This is a genomic window from Roseomonas sp. 18066 (assembly GCF_902706185.1).
In the GTDB taxonomy this organism is placed as follows: domain Bacteria; phylum Pseudomonadota; class Alphaproteobacteria; order Acetobacterales; family Acetobacteraceae; genus Pseudoroseomonas.
This window is the reverse complement of record NZ_CACSJM010000007.1, coordinates 51,638-72,410: the sequence shown is the minus strand read 5'-3', so window position 1 is coordinate 72,410 and position 20,773 is coordinate 51,638. Positions and strand designations below refer to the sequence as shown.

The following is a 20,773-nucleotide window of genomic DNA, read 5'->3' as shown; positions in this document are numbered from 1 at the left end:
GCATGAAGATCGACGGTGTTCCCTATCGCAGCGTCTGGGTCGACCCCGAGGATGGCTGGTCGGTCCGCATCATCGACCAGACGAAGCTGCCCTGGGCGGTCGATATCCTGCGGCTGACCGACGAGAAGCAGGTGGCGCAGGCCATCAAGTCGATGCAGGTGCGCGGCGCGCCGCTGATCGGGGCGGTCGCCGCCTATGGCCTGGCCCTCGCGCTCAAGCGCGACGCCTCCGACGCCGCGCTGGAAAGTGTCGCCAGCATGCTCGGCCGCACCCGGCCGACGGCGATCAACCTGCGCTGGGCGCTCGCCCGCATGCTGGACGCGCTGCGCCCGGTCGCGGCCGACCGTCGCGCCGACGCGGCCTATGCCGCCGCCGCCGCCATCGCCGAGGACGATGTGGAGACCTGCCGCGCCATCGGCCATCACGGCCTGCCGCTGCTGCAGGCGATCGCCGCGAAGAAGCCCGGCCAGCCGATCAACGTGCTGACGCATTGCAACACCGGCTGGATCGCCACCGTCGACTACGGCACCGCGCTGTCGGTGGTCTACCAGGCGCATGATGCCGGCCTGCCGGTGCATGTCTGGGTCGACGAGACCCGGCCGCGCAACCAGGGCTCGGCGCTGACCGCCTGGGAGCTGGGCAAGCACGGCGTGCCGCACACGGTGGTGGCCGACAATGCCGGCGGCCACCTGATGCAGCATGGCCAGGTCGATATCGTGCTGGTCGGCACCGACCGCGTCACCCGTCAGGGCGATGTCGCCAACAAGATCGGCACCTATCTGAAGGCGCTGGCGGCTTACGACAACGACGTGCCCTTCTGGGTCGGCCTGCCGCATTCGACGCTGGACATGAGCGTGCGCGACGGGGTGAAGGAAATCCCGATCGAGGAGCGCGACGCGCGGGAAGTGCTGGAGACCACCGGCCAGACCTGGGACGGCCGCATCGAGACGGTGCGCACCGCCGCCCCCGGCAGCGCCGGCGCCAACCCGGCCTTCGACGTGACCCCGGCGCGCCTGGTCACCGGCCTGATCACCGAGCGCGGCCGCTGCGACGCCTCGGAAGCCGGGCTGCTGGCGCTCTACCCGGAATTCGCCGCCGCCGCCGCCTGACCCCGGTCGGGCCGCGTTCCCCCCAGGGGCGCGGCCCGCGCCTGCTGACAAAACAGCGAGGCTTGCGACGGCGCTTCCGTTGCAGGACCGATTCATGATTGGCTGCAGCCCTTCCCCCGGGGCTCCCGCCACATGCGCATCATCGCCCTCTCTGCCCTCGCCGAGGCGCAGCCGCTCAACCTCCTGGCCTTCGAGCCGCTGCTGGAGCTGCAGCGCGGCCTCGGCCTGCTCGGCTACGGGGTGCGCGACCTGGATGGGCAGTTCGGCCCGCGCACCCGCAACGCCTGGGCCGAGTTCGAGGCCGATTGCGGCGCCACCCCCGACGGCAATGTCTCGCCCGTCGCGGTCGGCGAGCTCTGCCGCCAGGTGGCGCTGCTGGAGGATGCCGGCGACCCGGATTTCTCCACCCGCGACGGCACCATCGCCGCCATCATCGCCGCCTGCGGCCGCCACCGCCTGACCCTGCCGCAGCAGATCGCCTATGTGCTGGCCACCGTCGAGCACGAGACCAACCGCAGCTTCATGCCGGTGCGCGAGGCCTATTACCTGGGCGAGCCGCGCGCCGAGACCTATCGACGGTCATTGCGCTACTATCCTTATTATGGGCGCGGCTATGTCCAGCTGACGTGGAAGGACAATTTTTCCTCCTATGGCAAGCTGCTGGAATGCGACCTGGCCAGCGAGCCGGACCTGGCGATGGACCCGGCCATCGCCCTCTTCGTGCTGATCCACGGCTTCAAGAGCGGCGCCTTCACCGGCCGCAAGCTGACCGAATTCGTCAACGAGCGCGGCTGCGACTACGTCAACGCCCGCCGCTGCATCAACGGGCTGGACCGGGCCGAGGATATCGCCACCCTGGCCCGCGGCTTCGAGGCGCGGCTGTAACGCTCCGGGGGCTGGCGCCGGGCGCCCAGGCGTTGCACGCTTCTTGCAAGCCGAGGCGGCCATTCCGGCCGACAATGCGGCCCCAGGGAGAGTCTCCGCCTATGCGTTCCTTCGCCCTTGCCCTTCTTTGCGCCGTGCCGCTCGCTTTCGCGGCAGTGCCGGGCAATGCCCAGCCGCTGCGCTCCGCGGTGGACGGCACCTTCGCGCCGCACGCCTTCCCCAAGCTCGATGGCGGCGTCCAGGGCTTCAACGTCGACCTGTTCACCGAGGTCGCCCGCCGCATGGGCCGCCCGATCACCATCGACAGCGCCAGCTTCTCCGGCCTGGTGCCGGCGCTGAACGCCGGCCGCTACGACTTCCTCGCCGCCCCGGTCACCGTGACGCCGGAACGCGCCGAGAACCTGCTGTTCACCGAAGGCTATCTCTTCACCGAATTCCAGTTCGGCATCCGCAAGGGCGGCACCCCGATCACCGGCCTGGCCGACCTGCGCGGCAAGGCCATCGCGGTGAACAAGGGCTCGGCCTACGACGCCTGGGCGCAGAAGAACGCGGCCACCTACGGCTTCACCGTGCAGACCTTCGACAGCCAGCCCGACGCGGTGCAGGCGGTGGTCACCGGCCGCGTCTTCGCGACGCTGGGCGGCAACACCACCATCCGCTACGCCGCGACCCGCACGCCCATGCTGGTGCCCGACTTCACCATCAAGGAAACCCGCGCCCACTGGGCCGCGCCCTTCCGCCGCGACAACGCCGAGCTGCGCAACGCGGTCGAGAACGTGCTGGAATGCATGAAGAAGGACGGCTCGCTGGCCGCCCTGTCGGAAAAGTGGTTCGGCGTGAAGCCGGCCGCCGACGACGCCGAGAACACGGCGTTTCCGGGCTACGGCGTCCCGGGGCTCCCGGGCTACGACCCGACGCCGCATGAAGCGCGGTGCAACTGAAGATCAGGGAAGAGAAAGGTCGGGGGAATGAATTCCCCCGAACCCCCATCTTTTTTCTGATCACCGGCCGTGGCGTGACCGGCGCTTCGACACAAGCGACACCAGGGCATCACGGCGGGACGCCGTTTTCATAAAAAAACAGCGCGACCTCGAGGGTCGCGCTGTTGCTGGGCAGGGCCACGTACTGTCTCCACGTGGACACGGCAGTCCGAAAGAAAAGGGGAATTCATTCCCCTGGCCTGCCCCTGCCTTCTCTTATCTCTGCCGCCAGGCAAGACCCTCAGCCTTCCACCCGGCCACCTGCCCACGATGCCCTTCGGCGTCCGGCGGCCCTTCGAAGCCGTCCGAGATGTTGAAGGAGTGGGCGAAGCCTGCCGCCTGGGCGGCTTGCGCCGCGGCCAGGCTGCGGGCGCCGGAGCGGCACAGGAAGTACAGCTTGTTCAGCGGCGTCAGCCCGGCCTTGCGCAGGTGGTCGGTGAAGGCGGCGTTCACCTGCATCGAGGGGAAGACCTGCCAGGAGATCATCAGCGGCTCCTTGCCGGCCTCGGCCAGGTCGGGGAAGCCCACGAAATTCCATTCGGCATTGGTGCGCACGTCGATCAGCGCCGCATCGGGGTCGCTGCGCAGCACCTCCCAGGTGGCGCGCGGGGTGATGTCGTCGACGGCCATGGCATGTCTCCTCAGACGGTCCTCCCTAGTGTGGGGTGGCGGGGCGCCGACGTCCATGCTGGCCGGACGCGCCCGCTGCGGGCAGGATGGCGGCTGGGCAGGCCGGGGGGCATCTTGCATGGCATTCGTGGTGGCGGTGGCGCAGCGCAAGGGCGGCGCGGGCAAGTCCACGGTGGCGGCGACGCTGGCGACCACGCTGGCCAAGGCGGGCAGCCGCGTCGCGCTGCTGGACAGCGATCCGCAGCAGAGCCTGGCGCGCTGGCAGCAGCAGCGCCAGGGCCAGGACCTGGCGGCGCCGCTGCATTTCGAGGCGGTCTCCGGCTGGCGCATGCCGGCGGCGCTGGACCGGCTGCGCGGCGCGCATGACATGCTGGTGATCGACACGCCGCCGCATGCCGACAGCGATGCGCGCATCGCCATCCGCGCGGCCGATCTGGTGCTGGTGCCGCTGCAGCCCTCGGCGGCTGATCTCTGGGCGATGGATGCGACGCTGGAGATGGCGGCCGCCGAGAAGCGCGCGGTGCGGCTGCTGCTGAACCGGGTGCCGGCGACGGGCCGGCTGCGCGACGAGATCACCGCCGAGCTCACCCGCCGCAAGCTGCCGCTGCTGGCGGCGGCGCTGGGCAACCGCACCGCCTTCGCCCAGGCTTTCGCGCAAGGGCTGGGGGTGGCGGAGGCGGCGCCGCGTGGTACGGCGGCGACCGAGGCCCGCGCGCTGGCGCAGGCCATTGTCGATGCCGCCAGGGGATGATCGCCACCATGCCGCCACGCCTTGCCGCCCTGCCGCCGATCCCGCCCGAGGACCATGCCGAGGTCGCCGCCGCGGTGCGCGCCGGGCTGCTGGCGCATCGCCGGACGATGATGCCCGAGCGGCGCGACGGCGGCATGGGCCGGCCGCTGGCCTTCGCCCGGCGCGATGCCGAGGGCCGGGTCATCGCCGGGCTGGTCGGCGAGGTGGCGCTGGACTGGCTGTATATCGACAAGTTCTGGGTGGATGAGAGCCTGCGCGGCCAGGGGCTGGGCAAGCGGCTGCTGGCGGCGGCGGAGCTGGAGGCGCAGCGGCTGGGCGCGGTGGGGGCGCATCTGAACACCAGCAGCTTCCAGGCGCCGGAATTCTACCGCGCCCAGGGCTATGCCGAGATCGGCCGGCTGGAGGGCCGCCCGGCCGGGCATGACCGGCTGTGGTTCGCCAAGCGGTTCTAGGCGCAGCGAGGCGCCCCGGGATGCGATGATCCCGGGGCGCGCACGGGTCGGTCAGCGCGCCTTGCGCTTGCGGGTGTTCAACGAGAAGAGCAGCAGCGAGCGGCCGGTGACGGTGTAGGTGTGGCCGATATCGAAGGCCTCCTCCTCCTCCTCCTCATCCTCGATATTGGTGTCGAGCAGCCGCACCCAGGCGGTGCCGTCCTGCGAAGGCGGCAGGGTGAAGTCCACCGCCTCGTGATAGGCGTTCATGATCATCAGCAGGGTGGCGTCGTGGCCGGGGCGGCGGATGCCGCTTTCCTGGGCGCGGCCGTCCAGCAGGCGCGCCAGGCAGCGGGTGTTGGGGTCTTCCCAATCGGCGCTGTCCATCTCCTCGCCCGAGGGCTTCAGCCAGGACAGGCCCTTGACGCCGCTGGCCTCGTGGAAGGCGCCCGACAGGAAGCGGCCGCGGCGCAGCACGGGGAAGCGGTCGCGCAAAGCCGCCAGGCGCTGGGTGAAGGAGACCAGCCGCTCGCCCTTCTCCTTCCAGTCCCAGTCCAGCCAGGAGATCTCGTTGTCCTGGCAATAGGCGTTGTTGTTGCCCTGCTGGGTGCGGCCGAACTCGTCGCCGGCCAGCAGCATCGGCGTGCCCTGGCTGAGATAGAGGGTGGCCAGCATGTTGCGGATCTGGCGCTCGCGCACGGCGTTGATCTCGGGGTCGTCGGTCGGCCCCTCGACGCCGTAATTGTGCGAGATGTTGTGCGAATGGCCGTCGCGGTTGTCCTCGCCATTCGCCTCGTTGTGCTTCTCGTCGTAGCTGACCAGGTCGTTCAGCGTGAAGCCGTCATGGGCGGCCAGGAAGTTGACGCTGGCCCAGGGCTTGCGGCCATTGTGGTCGAACAGGTCGGCCGAGCCGGCCAGGCGGTTGCCGAGATCGGCCGCCTTGCCTTCCTCGCCGACCCAGAAGCCGCGCACGGTGTCGCGGTACTTGTCGTTCCACTCGGCCCAGCCGGGCGAGAAGTTGCCGACCTGGTAGCCGCCGGGGCCGATGTCCCAGGGCTCGGCGATCAGCTTGACGTCGGCCAGCAGCGGATCCTGGTTGCAGGCCTTGAGGAAGGCGGACTGGTTGTCGAAGCCGTCCGGCTCGCGCGCCAGGATGGTGCCCAGGTCGAAGCGGAAGCCGTCGACATGCATCTCGTTGACCCAGTAGCGCAGGCTGTCGGTGACCATCTGCAGCACCCGCGGATGCGACAGGTTCACCGTGTTCCCGGTGCCGGTGTCGTTGATGTAGTAGCGCTTCTGGTCGGGCAGCAGGCGGTAGTAGCTGGCGTTGTCGATGCCCTTGAAGGACAGCGTCGCGCCCTGCTCGTTGCCTTCGGCGGTGTGGTTGTAGACCACGTCCATGATGACCTCGAGCCCGGCATCATGGAGGCGGGCCACCATCTCCTTGAACTCGGAGAAGGCGAAGTCCGGCGTGCGGGCATAGCGCCGCGCCGGCGAGAAGAAGCCGAGGCTGTTATAGCCCCAGTAGTTGATCATGCCCTTGTCGAGCAGATAGTCGTCATTGAGGAAGAAGTGGATCGGCAGCAGCTCGACCGAGGTGACGCCAAGCGACTTGATGTGGCGGATGACGTCGCGGTTGGCGAGGCCCGCATAGGTGCCCTGCTGGTCCTCGGGCACCAGCGGATGCCGCTTGGTGATGCCCTTCACATGCGTCTCGTAGAAGATCGTGCGCTCCCAGGGGATGCGCGGGCGGCGGTCGTTGCCCCAGGTGAAGGCCGGGTCGACGACGCGGCATTTCGGCATGAAGACGGCGCTGTCGCGCTCGTCGAAGGACAGGTCCTTATCCTTGTGGCCGATGGTGTAGCCGAACAGCGCGTGGTCCCATTTCAGGTCGCCGACATGGCTCAGCGCATAGGGGTCCAGCACCAGCTTGTTCGGGTTGAAGCGGTGGCCTTCGTCGGGCGTGTAGGGGCCGTGCACGCGATAGGCGTAGATGGTGCCCGGGCGGGCATCCGGCAGGAAGCCGTGGAACACCTCGTTGGTGTATTCGGGCAGCTCGACCCGCTCCAGCTCGGTCTCGCCGCTGGCATCGAACAGGCAGAGTTCCACCTTGGTGGCATGGGCCGAGAACAGGGCGAAATTGACGCCGAGGCCGGTCCAGGTGGCGCCGAGCGGGTTGGGACGCCCCTCGGTGACGCGGGATGTGTTGATCGCGGGCGGCACTGGGGATTCCTTGAGCGGAGAGATCGGAGGCGCAGCGCAGTAGCGCCGCAGCCTCGCCGAGGGTTGCCCTCCGGCCCCGCCTTTTCACACAAGCCCGTGCGCGGCCCGCGCAATTGCAGGGCGAAACCGCCACAGGGCCCAGCGCTGGCGAGGCTGTGAAGCCCGGGCCCTGACCGCTTCGCTAAAGCAGCCTCCGGCAACAGCAGGGATGAGGGTGCATGTCAGCGACGGCAGGAGCGGCGGCAGGGGTGAGGCACGCGGCGATCAGCACGCATGACCGGGCGCAGCTGGTGCAGGCGGTGGACCGCCACCCGGCGCTGCGCGGCGCGGCGGTGGTGTTCTGCCATGCCGGCGGCTGCGAGCAGCTGCGCGGCCCCCTGCCCTATGGCCCGAAGCGGATCGTGCTGTTCGAGGTCAATCCGGCCCCGCCCAGCCCGGTGCCCACGGCCGTGCCCCCCGCCCGCAAGAGCAAGCTGGGCTGGGAGCTGTTTCAGCTGGGCCTGAATTGCGGCGGCACCGCGCTGGCCGCGGTCGGCACCATCTTCTTCAGTGCCGCGGCCGCGCCCACGGGGGGCGTCGCCGGGATCGCGGCGGTGGCCAGCGGGGCGGCGACGGTGGCTGGCGCCGCGCAATGCGCCGCCTCCGGCTACCGCGTCTACAACGAGGTCAGCGACCGGGGCGCGGCCAATGACGACCTGGACGCCTCGCCGGCCTATCAGAACACCATGCTGGCGCTCGACGTGGTCGGGCTGGCGGGCGCGGGGGCTGCGACCCGCGGCGCCTCGCGCTTCGCCGGGACGCTCGCCAAGGCGGGCGCCTCGCGCGGCGGGGTGATCGCCGGGCAGGCGCTGTCGCGGCCGATGCGCAAGGCGATCACCACCGGGCTCGGCGGCGCCGGGCGCTACACCTCGATCGCGCTGTCGGCCCGGGCGCGGCAGGAGTTGCTGGCGGTGCTCGGCGCCGGGCTCAGCCTGACCGGCAGCGCCACCGGCGGCGCCACCAACGAGCTGATCGTCTATGTCGCGGAGGCGGTGTGACCGCAGCCCTGCCCCGCCCGGCCGAGGCCGGCGCGGCGCTGGCGGTGTTCCTGGGCCAGGCGGTGCTGCCGCCGGTGGCGCTGGCCGTCGCCTGGCTGGGGCTGGCGGGGGTGCCAGCGCCCTTCGCCGCCATCCTGGCGGCAGCGGCGGCCAGCATCGGCCTGTCGCTGCCGCTGCTCTTCGGGCGGGGTTTCGTGTGGTTCTGGGGGCTGCTGCCGGGGCTGGTCGCCGCGGCGATCCTGGCGCGGCTGCCGTCCGGGGTCGCGGCCGCCGAGGCGATCTTCCTGGCGGCGCTGGCGCTGCTGGCGACCGGCGCCGCGCTGGCCGCGCGGTCGGCTTCTTTGAAAAGCTACCTGGAGAAGCGGCGGCCTCGCTGAGACCGCCGCCCTATTCGGGTTACTTCGGCAGGCCGTCCAGCGCGGCTTCCAGGTCGGCGATCAGGTCGGCCGGATCTTCCAGCCCGACATGGAAGCGCGCCGTCGGCCCTTCCAGCACATCGACGCTGGTCGCCGTCCGGGTGATGCCGTTGGTGGTCGGCAGCACCAGGCTTTCATAGCCGCCCCAGGAGGCGCCGATGCCGAAGAGCTTCAGCCCATCCACCGCCGCCTCGATCTGCGCCGCCGTGTAGCGCGGCTGGAACACCACGCCGAACAGGCTGCAGGCGCCGGTGAAGTCGCGCTTGAACAGCGCATGCTGCGGGTGGCTGGGCAGCGCCGGATGCAGCACGCGGGCGACCTCCGGGCGGCTTTCGAACCAGCGGGCGACGGCGAGGCCCGCCTGCTGCTGGTGCTTCAGCCGCAGCGCCATGGTGCGCAGGCCGCGCAGCGCCAGCCAGCAATCATCGGGGCTGGCGTAATGGCCGATCTGCCGGGCGGCGGCGACGATGGTCAGCCAGTCTTCCTCGCTGGCGACGGTGACGCTGCCCAGCAGCACGTCCGAATGGCCGCCCACGTATTTGGTCAGCGCCTGGATCGAGACGTCGACGCCCTTGGTGAAGGGTTGGAAGTGGTGCACGCCCCAGGTGTTGTCCATGATCACCTTGGCGCCCCGGGCATGGGCGACGGCGGCCAGCGCCGGCACATCCTGCAGCTCGAAGGTGTGGCTGCCCGGGCTTTCGACGAAGAGGACCTTGGTGTTCGGCCGCATCAGCGTCTCGAGGCCGGCGGCGTCGACCAGCGGGTCGTAATATTCGATCTGGATGCCGAAGCGGACCAGCATGCCATTGGCCACGCGCCGCGTCGGGCCATAGGTGCTGTCGGGGATCAGGCAATGGTCGCCGGCCGAGAGATAGGCCATCAGCGGCAGCGAGCAGGCCGCCAGCCCGGTGCCGACGATCAGCGAGCGGGTGCCGCCCTCGATCTCGGCGACGACATTCTCCAGCGCGAAATGCGTCGGCCCGCCGGCGGTGCCATAGGTCATCACCTGCTCGAAGGAGCGCTTGTTGACGGCCACCCCTTCCGCGCAGGACGGGTACAGCACCGTCGATCCCCGATAGACCGGGGTATTCACAAAGCCATGCTCGCGCACGCCGGGGCGGCCGCCATGGGTGACGCGGGTGGCGAAGCCCAGCTCGCTGTTCGAATGGCCGGCCGGGGCGTGCAGGTCGTCGGGCATCAGGGCGTGCTCTGCTTCGGGGTTTCGGGCCGCGCGGCCCATTCGGTCCAGGACCCGTCATAGATGGCGGGCTCCGGCAGGCCGGCGCGCACCAGGCCGAGGGCGATGATGCAGGCGGTGACCCCGGTGCCGCAGGAGGCGACCAGCGGCCGGCTGCCATCGACGCCCGCGGCCGCGAAGCGGGCGCGCAGCTCTTCCGGCGGCAGCATGGTCATGTCGGCGCCGAGCAGGCTGGTGGCGGGGACATTGGCGGCGCCCGGCATATGGCCCGAGGGCAGGCCCGGCCGCGGCTCCGGCGCGGTGCCGTCGAAGCGGCCCTTGGCGCGGGCGTCGAGGATCAGCGCCGAGCGGTCGTGGACGATGCGCTTGACGTCGCCGATGCCGGCGAGGCGCCGCGCGATGAAGTCGGCCCAGAAATCCTGGGGCTGCGGCGCGACGACGGGGCCGGCGGCGGTGTCGCGCCCCTCGGCCAGCCATTTCGGCAGGCCGCCATCGAGCACGGCGGCGCGCTCATGCCCGAACAGCCGCATCAGCCACCAGCCGCGCGCCGCCGAGAACAGCCCCTTCTGGTCGTAGAAGACCACCCGGTGCTTGTTGCCGATGCCGAGCTTGCCCAGCTCGCGCGAGGCCCGGCCGGGGGTTGGCGCCATATGCGGCAGGTCGGTCTCCGGATCGGCCACTTGGTCGATGTCGAAGAAGCCGGCGCCGGGGATATGCGCGCTGGCATATTCGGCCAGCGCGTCCTTCGGCTCGTTCGGCAGGTATTTCGTGGTGTCGAAGACCAGCAGATCGGGCGCGCCGAGCTCGCCCGCGAGCCATTCCGTGGTGACCAGGTCCTGCATTTCTCTTACCCCTCCAGCACCAGATAGACGCGCCGGTTCTGCTTGCCCTTGTTCTCGAGCTTGGTGACGGTGACGGGGCCGATCTCGCCGGTGCGGCGCACATGGGTGCCGCCGCAAGGCTGCAGATCGACCGGATTTTCTTCGGCGCCGATACGCACCAGCCGGACCTGGCCGGAGCCGCGCGGCGGCTTCACCGACAGCGTCCGGACGAGAGAAGGATTCTCGTCCAGCTCGGCATCGGTGATCCAGCGGTCGGTCACGGCATGGTCGGCCGCCGCCAGCGCGGTCAGCTGCTCGGAGAGCCATTCCTTGGCCGGCGGCTCGGCCAGGTCGAAGTCGAGGCGCGAGCGCTCCAGCCCGATCTGCCCGCCGGTGACGCCGGCGCCGGGGATCAGGCTGCAGAGCAGGTGCATCGCCGTGTGCATCCGCATCAACCGGTGGCGGCGGTCCCAATCCAGCACGGCGGTGACGGTCGCGCCGACCGGCGGCGTGACGGACCCTTCGGGGGGCACATGCAGCGGGCCGGCCTCGCCCTTCACCGTGTTGGCGACGAGCATCTCGCCGCCGTCCCAGCGGAGCGTGCCGGTATCGCCCGGCTGGCCGCCGGCCTGGACGTAGAAATTGGAACGGTCGAGCACGACGCCTTCGGGACCCGCGGCGACAACCTTCGCCTCGGTTTCGCGCAGATAGGCGTCGCTGCGGTAGAGAAGTTCCGTCATTCGGCAGTCCATTCGCGGTTCAGGCGCTCGCGGTTCAGCTGCAGCCACATCAGGCACAGCGCCGCGGTGACGTTGCGGATCTCGCCACGCGCCAACTGAGAAAAGGCATCTTCGGCGGGGAGGACGAGGACGCGGGTCTCCTCGCCCTCCTCGGCCAGGCCGCGGGTGCCGACCAGGCCGGGCTCGGGCAGGCGGGCGCGGCCGGCGTAGAAATGCATCAGCTCGTCGCTGCCGCCCTGCATCAACATGAACTGGCCGATCTTCTCCACCCGGTCGGGGGTGAAGCCGGTCTCCTCCTCGGTTTCGCGGAGCGCGGCCGCGGCGGGGTCTTCCGAGGGCTCCAGCAACCCTGCCGGGCATTCGCGCATCATCGGTTCCTCGCCGGCGGCGAGCGCGGGCAGGCGGAACTGCTCGATCAGCGCGATACGGCCGGTCCAGGGGTCATAGGGCAGCATCACCACCCCCTGGCCACGCCGCCACAGCTCCCAGGTCAGCAGCGCCGAGGGCGTGCCGTCGCTGCGGCTGTAGCGGAAGCGCACCAGCTGCAGCGGGAAGCGGCCGGACCAGGCGATCTCATCGCTTTCGGGCTGGAACAGGGGATGCGACGGGATCACCGGCGCCTTGCTGGGTCTGGCCTTCATGCGGGGGCGCGCCTAACCTCTCTCGAACGAACGCCAGATCATGAGCCGGTCCATTCCCATCGTCCATGCCCCCCCGTCCGGGGTGACACAGGCCGCGCAGCGCAGCCGCGCCATCCTCTGCGTGCTGGGCGCCGCCGCGACCTTCGCGCTGGCCGCGGTCGCGGTGAAGCTGCTCGACGACCGCATCCCGATCATGCAGGTCATCCTGTTCCGCAACCTCTTCGCCATCCCGCCGCTGCTGGTCCTCGCCTTGTGGGGCGCGCCGCGCAGCGCCCGGCTGTCGGTGCTGGCCACCCGCAACCCCTGGTCGCATGCCCAGCGCATCCTCTACGGGCTGACCGGCATGGTCGGCAGCTTCTATGGCTATGTCCACCTGCCGCTGGCCACCGTCACGGCGCTGGGCTTCACCATGCCGCTGTTCCTGACCGCGCTGTCGATCCCGCTGCTGGGGGAGAAGGTCGGCTGGCGGCGGCTGGGCGCCGTGCTGGTCGGCTTCGGCGGCGTGCTGCTGCTGCTGCGGCCGGGTTTTGGCGGCACCGACCACCTGGACGGGCTGGCCGTCGGGCTGGTGCTGCTGGGCGCCGTCGCCTGGGCCATGGCGATGATCACCATCCGCAAGATGGGCGAGGCCGGGGAATCGGGCGCCGCCATCGTGCTGTGGTTCGCGATCGGCGGCACGCTGGTGGGCGGGCTCGCCGCCCTGCCCGGCTGGGTCTGGCCCTCGGCCGGGCAATGGGGGCTGCTGGCCGCCGTCGGGCTGGTCTCGGCCCTGGCGCAATTGCTGATGACCGCGGCCTATCGCAGCGGCGAGACCACGCTGATCGCGCCCTTTGAATATTCCGGCATCCTCTGGACCATGAGCCTCGGCGCGCTGTTCTGGGGCGAATTGCCGAAGCCTTTCGACTTCGTCGGCATCGCCGTCCTCGTCGCCTCGGGCCTCTATATCTGGCACCGCGAGGTGCGGGTCGGGCGAAGGCGCTAGGCTGTCGCGCGCGGCGGCACGGGTCTATGCTGCGCGCCTTCGCCAGCGCGCTTCGCGTGCTGCACTGCAAAAGAGACGTGGAGCGACCATGAGCAAGAAGCCCGCCATCGGCATGATCGGCATCGGCCTGATGGGCCACGGCATCGCCTGGAACATCGCCCATGCCGGCTATGCGCTGACCCTGCTCGACCATCCCGGCAACCAGCCGGTGGACGACCTGAAGGCGATGGGCGCCACCTCCGCCGGCAGCATCGCCGAGGTGACCAAGGCGGCCGAGGTCATCGTGCTCTGCGTCACCGGCTCGCCCCAGGTCGAGGCGATCCTGGCCGGGCCCGGCGGCGTCATCGAGAATCTCCGCCCCGGCACGGTGGTGGTCGACTGCTCGACCGCGCTGCCGGAGTCCAGCGCCCGCATGGCCGCCGCCATCCAGGCCGCCGGCGGCGAATTCCTCGACGCCGCCATGACCCGCCTGCCGCAGCATGCCCGCGCCGGCACGCTGAACCTGCTGATCGGCGGCGAGGCTGTTCTGCTGGAGCGGCTGCGCCCGCTGCTCGAGACCTTCTCGGAGAACATCACCCATATCGGCGGCGTCGGCGCGGGCCACCTGATGAAGCTGATGCACAACTACGTCTCGCTCGGCTTCATCGCGCTGCTGGCCGAGGTCGGCGCGCATGGCGAGAAGGCCGGCCTGTCGATGCAGACCCTGGTCGACGTCCTGGCCCAGGGCGGCGGCGGCGGCGCCGCGCTGCAGCGGATTTCGCCCTTCCTGCTGAACGGCGACCCGTCCTCGGTGCCCTTCTACATCAGCAACGCGGCCAAGGACCTGAGCTACTACAACCAGGCCGCCACCGCCTCGGGCGTCGAGCGCGGCATTGCCGGCGCGGTCAGCAGCATCCTCGACCGCATCGTCGCCGAGGGGCATGGCCAGGACTACGTGCCGCAGCTGGCGGCGCTTCTGAAAAAGTAATTTCTGCCAGGGGGGGGGCACGATGTGCCCCCCGCGTCAGGCCGCGGGCACCAGCCCGTGGCGCCGCATGATCTCCCGCACCTTCGCGGGATCCGGCTTGCCGCCGCCGGTGAGCAGCGCGGCCAGTTCACGGAAGTATTCGGGCCCCAGCACGCCCGGCGTCAGCACGCAGAGGCAGCGCGCCTCCGCCCCGCTCGGATTGCTGAAGCCATGCACCTTCCCCCGCGGGACGAACAGGCTGTCGCCCGGGCCGATGTCGTGGTCGACGCCTTCCACCGTGTAGCGGAAGCTGCCGGACAGGCCATAGACCGTCTCCTCCCAGCTCTCATGGTGGTGCGGCACCGGCATGCGGCCCCCGGGCTGCAGGATCAGCTCGAACATGTCGAGGCTGCCGCCGGTCGCATGCTTGTCGCGCAGGAAGCGCAGGGAAAACGACCCGAAGTCGATGGTCTCGGCCATGCGCGCCCCCCCTCAGGCCGGCGCGCCGGCGGCGGCGCCTGCCCCGGAAGCCAGGCAGGCGGCACAAAAACCCTCGGCCTCGACCGTGGTCTTGCGCAGCTGGAAGCCGACCCGCCGCGCCGCATCCGCCAGCGCGTGCGCCACCGCATGGTCGCTGAGCTCGATGGTGGCGCCGCAGCCGCCGCAGATCAGGAACTGGTGGCCATGCTCATGCGCGTGGTCATGGCCGTGGCCATGGTCGTGCCCGGCCTCGACGCAGCCGATGAAGGCGTTCAGCCGCTCCACCTTGTGGATCAGCCCCTGCTCGAGAAGAAAATCGAGCGCGCGATAGACGGTGGGCGGCGCCGCCCCCGGCCGCTGCGCCTTCAGCTTGTCCAGCAGCGCATAGGCGCCCAGCGGCTGGTCGGTCTCCAGCACCAGGGCCAGCACCTGGCGGCGCAGCTCGGTCAGCTGGGCGCCCGAACGGAGGCAGCGCGCCGCCGCCGCGTCCAAGGCACGGGTCATTTCCGTCGCACTACCCTGACCTGCCGCCATGCCCTCTCTCCTCTGCCGCACCTGCGTTATATAGTAACCGAACCTGATTTGAGGAGCCGCCCCCATGCCGGTCGCCGATCCCGCCGCCCGCGCCCGCTTCCTGGCCGCCACCCGCTTCAACGAGGCCGGCCTGGTGCCCGCCATCGCCCAGGACCATGCCACCGGCGAGGTGCTGATGATGGCCTGGATGAACGCGGCCTCGGTGGAAGAAACGCTGGCCACCGGACGTGTCGTCTATTTCAGCCGCAGCCGCAACGCGCTGTGGCGCAAGGGCGAGACCTCGGGGCAGATGCAGCAGCTGGTCGACCTGCGGCTGGACTGCGACGGCGACACCATCCTGGCGGTGGTCGAGCAGAAGGGGGTGGCCTGCCATACCGGGCGGCGGTCCTGCTTCTACCAGGCGCTGCGCGAGGGCGAGCTGGTCCCCATCGCCGCGCCCGAGGTCGACCCGGCGGTGCTTTATGGCCGCTGAGCGCTTGATCCCGGTCACCCTGCTGACCGGCTTCCTCGGCGCCGGCAAGACCACGCTGCTGAACCGGCTGCTGCGCCAGCCCGAGCTCGCCGGCACCGCGGTGCTGATCAACGAGTTCGGCGAGATCGGCCTGGACCACCTGCTGGTCGAGACGCTGGATGGCGACGCCGTGCTGCTGCAGGCCGGCTGCCTGTGCTGCACCATCCGCGGCGACCTGGCCGGGGCCCTGGCGGGGCTGGTGCAGCGCGCCCGCGACGGCCAGCCGATCCGCCGCGTGATCATCGAGACCACGGGGCTGGCCGACCCGCTGCCGATCCTGCAGACGCTGATCGCCGACCCGGCGACGCAGCGGCACTTCGTGCTGGACGGCGTGGTCACCCTGGTCGATGCGGTGGCCGGCATGGCGACGCTGGACGCCCAGGTCGAGGCGCAGCGCCAGGTGGCGGTGGCCGACCGGCTGCTGCTGACCAAGTCGGATCTCGCCACCCCCGAGGCCGTCGCCGCCCTGACCGGGCGGCTGCGCGCGCTGAACCCGGGTGTCACGCCCGTCACCGCGACCGATGGCGCGGTCGACCCGGCGGCGATCCTGGATTGCGGCCCCTTCGACCCGTCGAAGCGCCACCCGGACCTGGCCGCCTGGCTCGACCCCGCCGCCTGGGACGCGCCGCATCACCATCACGGCCACCACCATCACCACGACCCGAACCGGCACGACGCCCGCATCCAGGCCTTCTGCCTGCGCTTCGACAAGCCGCTGCCCTGGGCGGGGCTGGCCACCTGGCTGGAGATGCTGACCGCCACCCGCGGCGATTCGGTCCTGCGGGTGAAGGGCATCCTCGACCTCGCCGGGCAGGACACCCCGGTGGTGATCCATGGCGTGCAGGGCACCTGGCACCGCCCCACCCCCCTGCCCGCCTGGCCCGCGGGCGCGCCGCGCGAATCCCGCCTGGTCTTCATCCTGCGCGACCTGCCGCGCAGCGTGGTGGAGGAGGGCCTCGCCGCCTTCTGCCAGGCCGCCGAGGGCGAGGCCGCCATCACCCGGCGCTGACGCCCAGGGCCCGGCGCGGGGGTGGCCAACCCCGCGCCCTAACCCCCATTTATGTCTCATTATTTTCGCCGTCCCGCCGCTGGCGGGTCCGCGGTGATTGACGCGCCGGGTTCCGCGCGCTTCCCTTCCGCCGAACGACCACAACCCAGAGCGGAGTGCGCCCCGATGTCGCTGACCATGCCGGAGGAAATCCTCCTGCTCACGCTCGATGACGAGACCGGCCGGCTGATCGATCGCGCCGCCCCCTCGGGCGACTATGCCCTGGCCGGCGCCATCCTGGCGGAGCTGGCGCTGGCCAACCGCATCGACACCGACCCCCAGCGCCTGTTCGTCGGCGACACCCGCCCCACCGGCGACAAGGTGCTGGACGGCGTGGTCCAGCAGATCATGGCCGAGTCCGAGCCGCATGACAGCCGCTGGTGGATCGAGACCCTGGCGAAGGACGCCGACCGCTACCGCGACCTGTATTTCGACCGGCTGGTCGAGCGCGGCGTGCTGAAGCTGGAGGAAGGCCGCTTCCTGTGGTTCTTCTCCGAGCGCCGCTACCCGGTGATCTCGGACAAGGAAGAGCGCGAGGTGAAGGCCCGCCTGATGGCGGTGATCTTCAACGACGAAATCCCCGACCCGCGCGATTCGCTGCTGATCGGCCTGACCCGCGCCGCCGGCCTGTTCCCGCTGCTGCTGGCCCCGGCCGAGCTGGACCGCGCCCAGACCCGCATCGACCAGGTCGCCAACCTGGAAGAGCTGAACCGCACCCTGTCCGACGCGGTGCGCGACATCTTCACGGAAGTGGCGCGCTACGCGCCGATGATGTGAAGACAGCGGTCTGAAGAAGTTGGGGGAAGAATGAATTCTTCCCCCCTCGGACGTATACGTCCGAGCCCATCATTCTTTTCTGTCACCGGCCGTTTGACGACCTGCGCCTGAACACGGGCGTTGCCAGGGCATCACGGCGGGGCGCCTGAGTAGCGTGTCCCGCCTGGTCGGGAGGCAGCGGCAGCCTGACAGAAAAAAGATGGGGTCCAGGGGAATTCATTCCCCTGGCCTTTTCCTATACTTCGTAGATCTCTTCCGCATTCTTCCTGAATGCATCCTCTCCGGCGATCCCCCGCAGCAGATCGATATCCGCGACCTCGAAGGGCCGGCGCGCCCGTGTCGACGGCAGGTCGGTGCCGAAGAGCAGCGCGCCGGGGGCGACCCCCGCGATGGCGGTCAAGGCGGGGGCCACCGCCAGTTCGACACGGCCGAAGCCGGTGGCTTTCACGCGGGCGCCAGCGGCGGCGAGTTCCAGCACCAGGGGCAGGCTGGCCTCGGTCATGCCGAGGTGGTCGATGACCAGGCGCGGGGCCATGGCCAGCAGGCGGGCGCGATACGGGGCGAGCGTCGAGAAATCCGCATAGAGCTGGGCGTGCAGGCCGGCGGCGGCATGGGCGCGGTCGGCGAGGTCGAGGGATTCTGCCACCCCGTCGCTCATGCCGCGATACAGGTTGAAGCGGATGCCGCGCACCCGCCGGCGGGCCAGCGCGCGCAGCTCGGCATCGGTCATGCGCGGGTCGGCGGCGGCCACGGCGACGAAGCCGGGGCCGAGTTCTTCCAATGCCGCCAGCAGCGGCGCCGGGTCCAGCCCATGGGTGGAGGCGGCGACCAGCACGCCGCCGGTGACGCCCAGCTTCTCGGTGGCGGCGCGGTACTGGGCGACGTCGAAGACGGGGGGTTGATAGCCGTCGTTGCCTGGGGCGGGGAAGCGCGGGTCAAACGTATGGAAGTGCGCGTCGAAGATCGGGGTCATGTGGCGCTCGCGCGGTAGCGGAAACGGTCGGCGCGGCCGCGGGCGATGCGGGTCTCGATCGGGCGGCCAGCGGCGTCGAAGGCGATGCGGCTGACCAGGATGACCGGCTCGCCGACCGGCAGGCCAAGGGCGAAGGCCACCGGCGCGCTGGCGCGGCCGACCGAGACCTCGTCCTCCACCCGCACCACTGACAACCCGCAGCGGGCGGCCATCAACGGGTAGAGCAGCGCGCCATAATCCTCGAGCGGCAGGTCGAGCAGCGGGGCGGCCTCGGGCAGCGGCAGGTGGATGGTCTCCGACAGCAGCGCTTCGCCGCCCCAGTAGCGCAGCCGCTCCAGCCCCAGGCCCGGGCTGCCGGGGGCGCGGCCGAGGCGGGCGGCGACCTCGTCGGGCAAGGGCCCGGGGCCGCCGGCGACGACGCGGCTTTCCGGCAGGATGGCGCCGCTGCCTTCATCCGCGTGGCTGAGCAGGAAGAAGCGCAGCATGCTGGTGGCCGCGCGGGCCTGGCGGCTGAAGGTGCCGCGGCCCTGGCGGCGCTCGACCAGACCTTCCTGGCCGAGATGGCCGAGCGCCCGGCGCATGGTCGCCAGCGCCACGCCATATTCCAGCGCCAAGCGGCTTTCGGCGGGCAGCGCCGTGCCGGGCGGCCATTCGCCGGCGGCGAGGCGGCGGGCGAGCGCATCGCGCAGCCGCGCATGCAGCGGCAGGCGGGGGTCGGTGGCGAGGACGGCGGCATCGTTCATGGGATGCCGCAGCGAAGCATATCGGGGAAAGATTCTCCAGCCCCTGCAGCCGATCAGTCCTATACAGGACCAGAGGAAAGAAATACGCTCCCGCAATATCACGTCGTTGATCGAGGATCGCGCATGCCTTCCGTTACCCGCCGCGCCCTTCCGGCCTTGGCTTCCGGTCTCGTTCCGCTGGCGATGCCGGGTGCCGCGCGCGCCGCCGACTGGCGCCCGACCCGGCCGGTGCGCATGGTCGCCCCCTATGCCCCGGGCGGCGGCGCCGACATCACGGCCCGCCTGCTGGCGCCGCCCATGGCCGCCTTCCTGGGCCAGCCGGTGGTGGTGGAGAACCGGCCCGGCGCCGGCGGCTCGATCGGCGCGGCCGAGGTCGCCCGCGCCCCCGCCGACGGCCATACCGTCATGCTGGACGCGCTGGCGCATGTGTCGAACCCGGCGGTGCTGCCGCGGCTGCCTTTCGACTACGCCACCGCCTTCGCGCCGATCAGCCAGGTGACGCTGCTGCCGCAGATCATGATCGGGCCGAAGGGCGCGACGGCGAAGACGCTGGCCGCCTTCATCGCCGAGGCGAAGGCGAAGCCGGGCCAGCTGGCCTATGGCTCCTCGGGCAATGCCACGGCGGCGCATCTGGCGGCGGTGGCCTTCCTGAAGCGCGCCGGCATCGAGATGGTGCATGTCCCCTATCGCGGCGGCGGCGTCGCGCTGCAGGACCTGCTGGCGGGCAACCTGGCCTTCGTCTTCGGCACCGTCTCGTCCTCGGCGGTGCTGGCGCGCACCGGCGAGGTCACACCCTATGGCGTCACCACGGCGACCCGCATCGCCGCCCTGCCCGAGGTGCCGACCATCGCCGAGCAGGGTTTCGCCGGCTATGAGCTGAACGAGTGGAACGGCTTCTACGCGCCGGCCGGCACGCCGGACCCGGTGCGGCAGGTGCTGCACCAGGCGGTGCTGGCGGCGCTGCGCGACCCGGCCGTGGCGCAGCGGCTGGAGACCATGGGGGCGCTGGCCGTCGGCAGCGACCCCGCGCCTTTCGGGGATTTCCTGAAGCAGCAGCGCGAGAGCATGGCGACGCTGATCCGCGAGGCCGGCGTCACCATCGACTGAAAACGTGATGCGTGCGGCCGGGCGCCGCACGCATTATTCCCGGCATCATGAGCAGCACAGCATCCGACCAAAGAGTGGCCCTGGTGACCGGCGCGGCGCAGGGCATCGGCGCCGGCATCGCCGCCCGGCTGAAGCGCGACGGCTGGCGCGTCGTCACCGCCGACATCAAGCCGGGGGATAGCGGCAGCCGCCACGTCATCGCCGACATGGGCGACGAGGAAGCCGTGAACGCCCTGGTCGCCGGCATCGAACGGGAAGAAGGCAGGCTGGACGCGCTGGTCTGCAATGCCGGCATCATGATCCGCAAGCCGATCGCGGAACTCAGCCTCGCCGAATGGCGCCGCGTGCTCGACATCAACCTGACCAGCGCCTTCCTGCTGGCCAAGGCGTCCGAAAGAATGCTGGCGGCGGCGAAGGGCAGCATCGTCACCATCGCCTCCAGCCGCGCGCATCAGTCGGAGCCCAACACCGAATCCTATTCGGCCAGCAAGGGCGGGCTGCTGGCGCTGACCCATGCGCTGGCGGTCAGCCTCGGCCCGGCGATCCGCGTCAACTGCGTCAGCCCGGGGTGGATCGACGTCCAGGCCAGCGCGCTCAGCGCCAAGGACCACGCGCAGCACCCCGCCGGCCGCGTCGGGAAAGCCGAAGACATTTCTTCCCTTGTCGCCTTCCTGACCGGCCCCGAGGCGGGCTTCGTCACCGGCGCCGAATTCCTGTCCGATGGCGGCATGACGCGGAAGATGATCTACGCCGAGTGATTTCTCGCACGCGGAGGTGATGGCCGCCGGCCTTGCCGGCGTGGCGCCGCGG

24 protein-coding genes are annotated in these 20,773 nt (G+C 70.7%); 14 read left to right on the top strand and 10 right to left on the bottom strand.

All coding sequences use genetic code 11. The annotated features are described in order from the left end of the window. The first annotated feature begins 2 nt into the window (after positions 1 to 2). The 3 genes from mtnA (at position 3) to GVN67_RS02850 (ending at position 2,935) form a co-directional block, all read left to right on the top strand. Positions 3 to 1,109: an S-methyl-5-thioribose-1-phosphate isomerase gene (gene mtnA, locus GVN67_RS02860; protein ID WP_159992760.1), complete on the top strand. Its 1,107-nt coding sequence runs from the start codon at positions 3 to 5 to the stop codon at positions 1,107 to 1,109. Positions 1,110 to 1,241: 132 nt separating this feature from the next. Beyond that, positions 1,242 to 1,994, top strand: coding sequence for a peptidoglycan-binding domain-containing protein (locus GVN67_RS02855; RefSeq protein WP_159992759.1), 753 nt, complete (start codon positions 1,242 to 1,244; stop codon positions 1,992 to 1,994). 101 nt (positions 1,995 to 2,095) lie between these two features. After that, positions 2,096 to 2,935, top strand: a complete 840-nt coding sequence (locus tag GVN67_RS02850) for a transporter substrate-binding domain-containing protein (RefSeq protein ID WP_159992758.1) — start codon at positions 2,096 to 2,098, stop codon at positions 2,933 to 2,935. 255 nt (positions 2,936 to 3,190) lie between these two features. On the opposite strand, the gene GVN67_RS02845 is transcribed toward GVN67_RS02850, so the two are convergent. Next, on the bottom strand, positions 3,191 to 3,604 hold the full coding sequence (locus tag GVN67_RS02845) for a rhodanese-like domain-containing protein (RefSeq protein WP_159992757.1): 414 nt from the start codon (positions 3,602 to 3,604) through the stop codon (positions 3,191 to 3,193). A 118-nt stretch (positions 3,605 to 3,722) separates the two neighbouring features. Here GVN67_RS02845 and parA point away from each other — a divergent pair, with 118 nt between their 5' ends. Both parA and GVN67_RS02835 read left to right on the top strand, forming a co-directional pair. Then, a complete protein-coding gene (gene parA / locus GVN67_RS02840; RefSeq protein WP_159992756.1) occupies positions 3,723 to 4,355 on the top strand; it encodes a ParA family partition ATPase in 633 nt (210 codons plus the stop codon). Positions 4,356 to 4,363: 8 nt separating this feature from the next. Then, positions 4,364 to 4,807: a GNAT family N-acetyltransferase gene (locus GVN67_RS02835; RefSeq protein ID WP_159992755.1), complete on the top strand. Its 444-nt coding sequence runs from the start codon at positions 4,364 to 4,366 to the stop codon at positions 4,805 to 4,807. 51 nt (positions 4,808 to 4,858) lie between these two features. On the opposite strand, the gene glgX is transcribed toward GVN67_RS02835, so the two are convergent. After that, positions 4,859 to 7,009: a glycogen debranching protein GlgX gene (gene glgX, locus GVN67_RS02830; protein WP_159992754.1), complete on the bottom strand. Its 2,151-nt coding sequence runs from the start codon at positions 7,007 to 7,009 to the stop codon at positions 4,859 to 4,861. A 248-nt stretch (positions 7,010 to 7,257) separates the two neighbouring features. Here glgX and GVN67_RS02825 point away from each other — a divergent pair, with 248 nt between their 5' ends. Next, positions 7,258 to 8,046 carry a hypothetical protein gene (locus GVN67_RS02825; RefSeq protein ID WP_159992753.1) on the top strand — a complete coding sequence of 263 codons (789 nt, stop codon included), beginning with the start codon at positions 7,258 to 7,260 and terminating at the stop codon, positions 8,044 to 8,046. Continuing rightward, positions 8,043 to 8,423, top strand: coding sequence for a hypothetical protein (locus tag GVN67_RS02820; RefSeq protein ID WP_159992752.1), 381 nt, complete (start codon positions 8,043 to 8,045; stop codon positions 8,421 to 8,423). Before GVN67_RS02825 ends, GVN67_RS02820 begins: the two co-directional genes overlap by 4 nt. A gap of 19 nt (positions 8,424 to 8,442) precedes the next feature. Here GVN67_RS02820 and metC read toward each other — a convergent pair whose 3' ends face one another. Genes metC through GVN67_RS02800 form a run of 4 tightly spaced genes read right to left on the bottom strand, consistent with a single transcriptional unit; the run spans position 8,443 to position 11,862 of the window. Further along, positions 8,443 to 9,660 (bottom strand): cystathionine beta-lyase, encoded by a 1,218-nt coding sequence (metC, locus tag GVN67_RS02815; RefSeq protein WP_159992751.1) that lies wholly within the window; start codon positions 9,658 to 9,660, stop codon positions 8,443 to 8,445. Beyond that, the gene (locus GVN67_RS02810) at positions 9,660 to 10,502 is read right to left on the bottom strand and encodes a sulfurtransferase (protein WP_159992750.1); all 843 of its coding nucleotides are present in this window, start codon (positions 10,500 to 10,502) and stop codon (positions 9,660 to 9,662) included. Before GVN67_RS02810 ends, metC begins: the two co-directional genes overlap by 1 nt. Before the next feature lie 5 nt (positions 10,503 to 10,507). Next, entirely contained in the window at positions 10,508 to 11,221 is a 714-nt protein-coding gene (locus tag GVN67_RS02805) for an alanyl-tRNA editing protein (protein WP_159992749.1), read from the bottom strand. Next, positions 11,218 to 11,862: an NUDIX hydrolase gene (locus GVN67_RS02800; protein ID WP_159992748.1), complete on the bottom strand. Its 645-nt coding sequence runs from the start codon at positions 11,860 to 11,862 to the stop codon at positions 11,218 to 11,220. The genes GVN67_RS02805 and GVN67_RS02800 overlap by 4 nt, the downstream gene beginning before the upstream one ends. 40 nt (positions 11,863 to 11,902) lie before the next feature. On the opposite strand from GVN67_RS02800, the gene GVN67_RS02795 reads away from it, so the two are divergent. Further along, a complete protein-coding gene (locus GVN67_RS02795; protein WP_159992747.1) occupies positions 11,903 to 12,844 on the top strand; it encodes a DMT family transporter in 942 nt (313 codons plus the stop codon). 88 nt (positions 12,845 to 12,932) lie between these two features. Then, positions 12,933 to 13,811, top strand: coding sequence for an NAD(P)-dependent oxidoreductase (locus GVN67_RS02790; RefSeq protein ID WP_159992746.1), 879 nt, complete (start codon positions 12,933 to 12,935; stop codon positions 13,809 to 13,811). Positions 13,812 to 13,847: 36 nt separating this feature from the next. Here the strand turns inward: GVN67_RS02790 and GVN67_RS02785 are convergent, their stop codons facing one another. Both GVN67_RS02785 and GVN67_RS02780 read right to left on the bottom strand, forming a co-directional pair. Then, a complete protein-coding gene (locus tag GVN67_RS02785) occupies positions 13,848 to 14,270 on the bottom strand; it encodes a cupin domain-containing protein (protein ID WP_159992745.1) in 423 nt (140 codons plus the stop codon). A gap of 12 nt (positions 14,271 to 14,282) precedes the next feature. Then, complete coding sequence (locus tag GVN67_RS02780) at positions 14,283 to 14,774, bottom strand: Fur family transcriptional regulator (RefSeq protein ID WP_235034912.1); 492 nt, start codon at positions 14,772 to 14,774, stop codon at positions 14,283 to 14,285. A gap of 94 nt (positions 14,775 to 14,868) precedes the next feature. On the opposite strand from GVN67_RS02780, the gene hisI reads away from it, so the two are divergent. The 3 genes from hisI to GVN67_RS02765 all read left to right on the top strand — a co-directional run bounded on the left by hisI (position 14,869) and on the right by GVN67_RS02765 (position 17,140). Continuing rightward, positions 14,869 to 15,276 carry a phosphoribosyl-AMP cyclohydrolase gene (gene hisI, locus GVN67_RS02775; protein WP_159992743.1) on the top strand — a complete coding sequence of 136 codons (408 nt, stop codon included), beginning with the start codon at positions 14,869 to 14,871 and terminating at the stop codon, positions 15,274 to 15,276. After that, positions 15,266 to 16,324 (top strand): GTP-binding protein, encoded by a 1,059-nt coding sequence (locus GVN67_RS02770; protein WP_159992742.1) that lies wholly within the window; start codon positions 15,266 to 15,268, stop codon positions 16,322 to 16,324. The genes hisI and GVN67_RS02770 overlap by 11 nt, the downstream gene beginning before the upstream one ends. Before the next feature lie 165 nt (positions 16,325 to 16,489). Further along, on the top strand, positions 16,490 to 17,140 hold the full coding sequence (locus GVN67_RS02765; protein ID WP_159992741.1) for a GPP34 family phosphoprotein: 651 nt from the start codon (positions 16,490 to 16,492) through the stop codon (positions 17,138 to 17,140). A 235-nt stretch (positions 17,141 to 17,375) separates the two neighbouring features. Here GVN67_RS02765 and GVN67_RS02760 read toward each other — a convergent pair whose 3' ends face one another. Further along, entirely contained in the window at positions 17,376 to 18,113 is a 738-nt protein-coding gene (locus tag GVN67_RS02760; RefSeq protein ID WP_159992740.1) for an amidohydrolase family protein, read from the bottom strand. Then, positions 18,110 to 18,856, bottom strand: a complete 747-nt coding sequence (locus tag GVN67_RS02755; protein ID WP_159992739.1) for a GntR family transcriptional regulator — start codon at positions 18,854 to 18,856, stop codon at positions 18,110 to 18,112. The genes GVN67_RS02760 and GVN67_RS02755 overlap by 4 nt, the downstream gene beginning before the upstream one ends. 123 nt (positions 18,857 to 18,979) lie before the next feature. Here GVN67_RS02755 and GVN67_RS02750 point away from each other — a divergent pair, with 123 nt between their 5' ends. Together GVN67_RS02750 and GVN67_RS02745 are read left to right on the top strand one after the other, a co-directional pair. After that, positions 18,980 to 19,963, top strand: coding sequence for a tripartite tricarboxylate transporter substrate binding protein (locus GVN67_RS02750; protein ID WP_159992738.1), 984 nt, complete (start codon positions 18,980 to 18,982; stop codon positions 19,961 to 19,963). Positions 19,964 to 20,010: 47 nt separating this feature from the next. Beyond that, positions 20,011 to 20,721: an SDR family oxidoreductase gene (locus GVN67_RS02745; RefSeq protein ID WP_159992737.1), complete on the top strand. Its 711-nt coding sequence runs from the start codon at positions 20,011 to 20,013 to the stop codon at positions 20,719 to 20,721. Positions 20,722 to 20,773 lie beyond the last annotated feature (52 nt).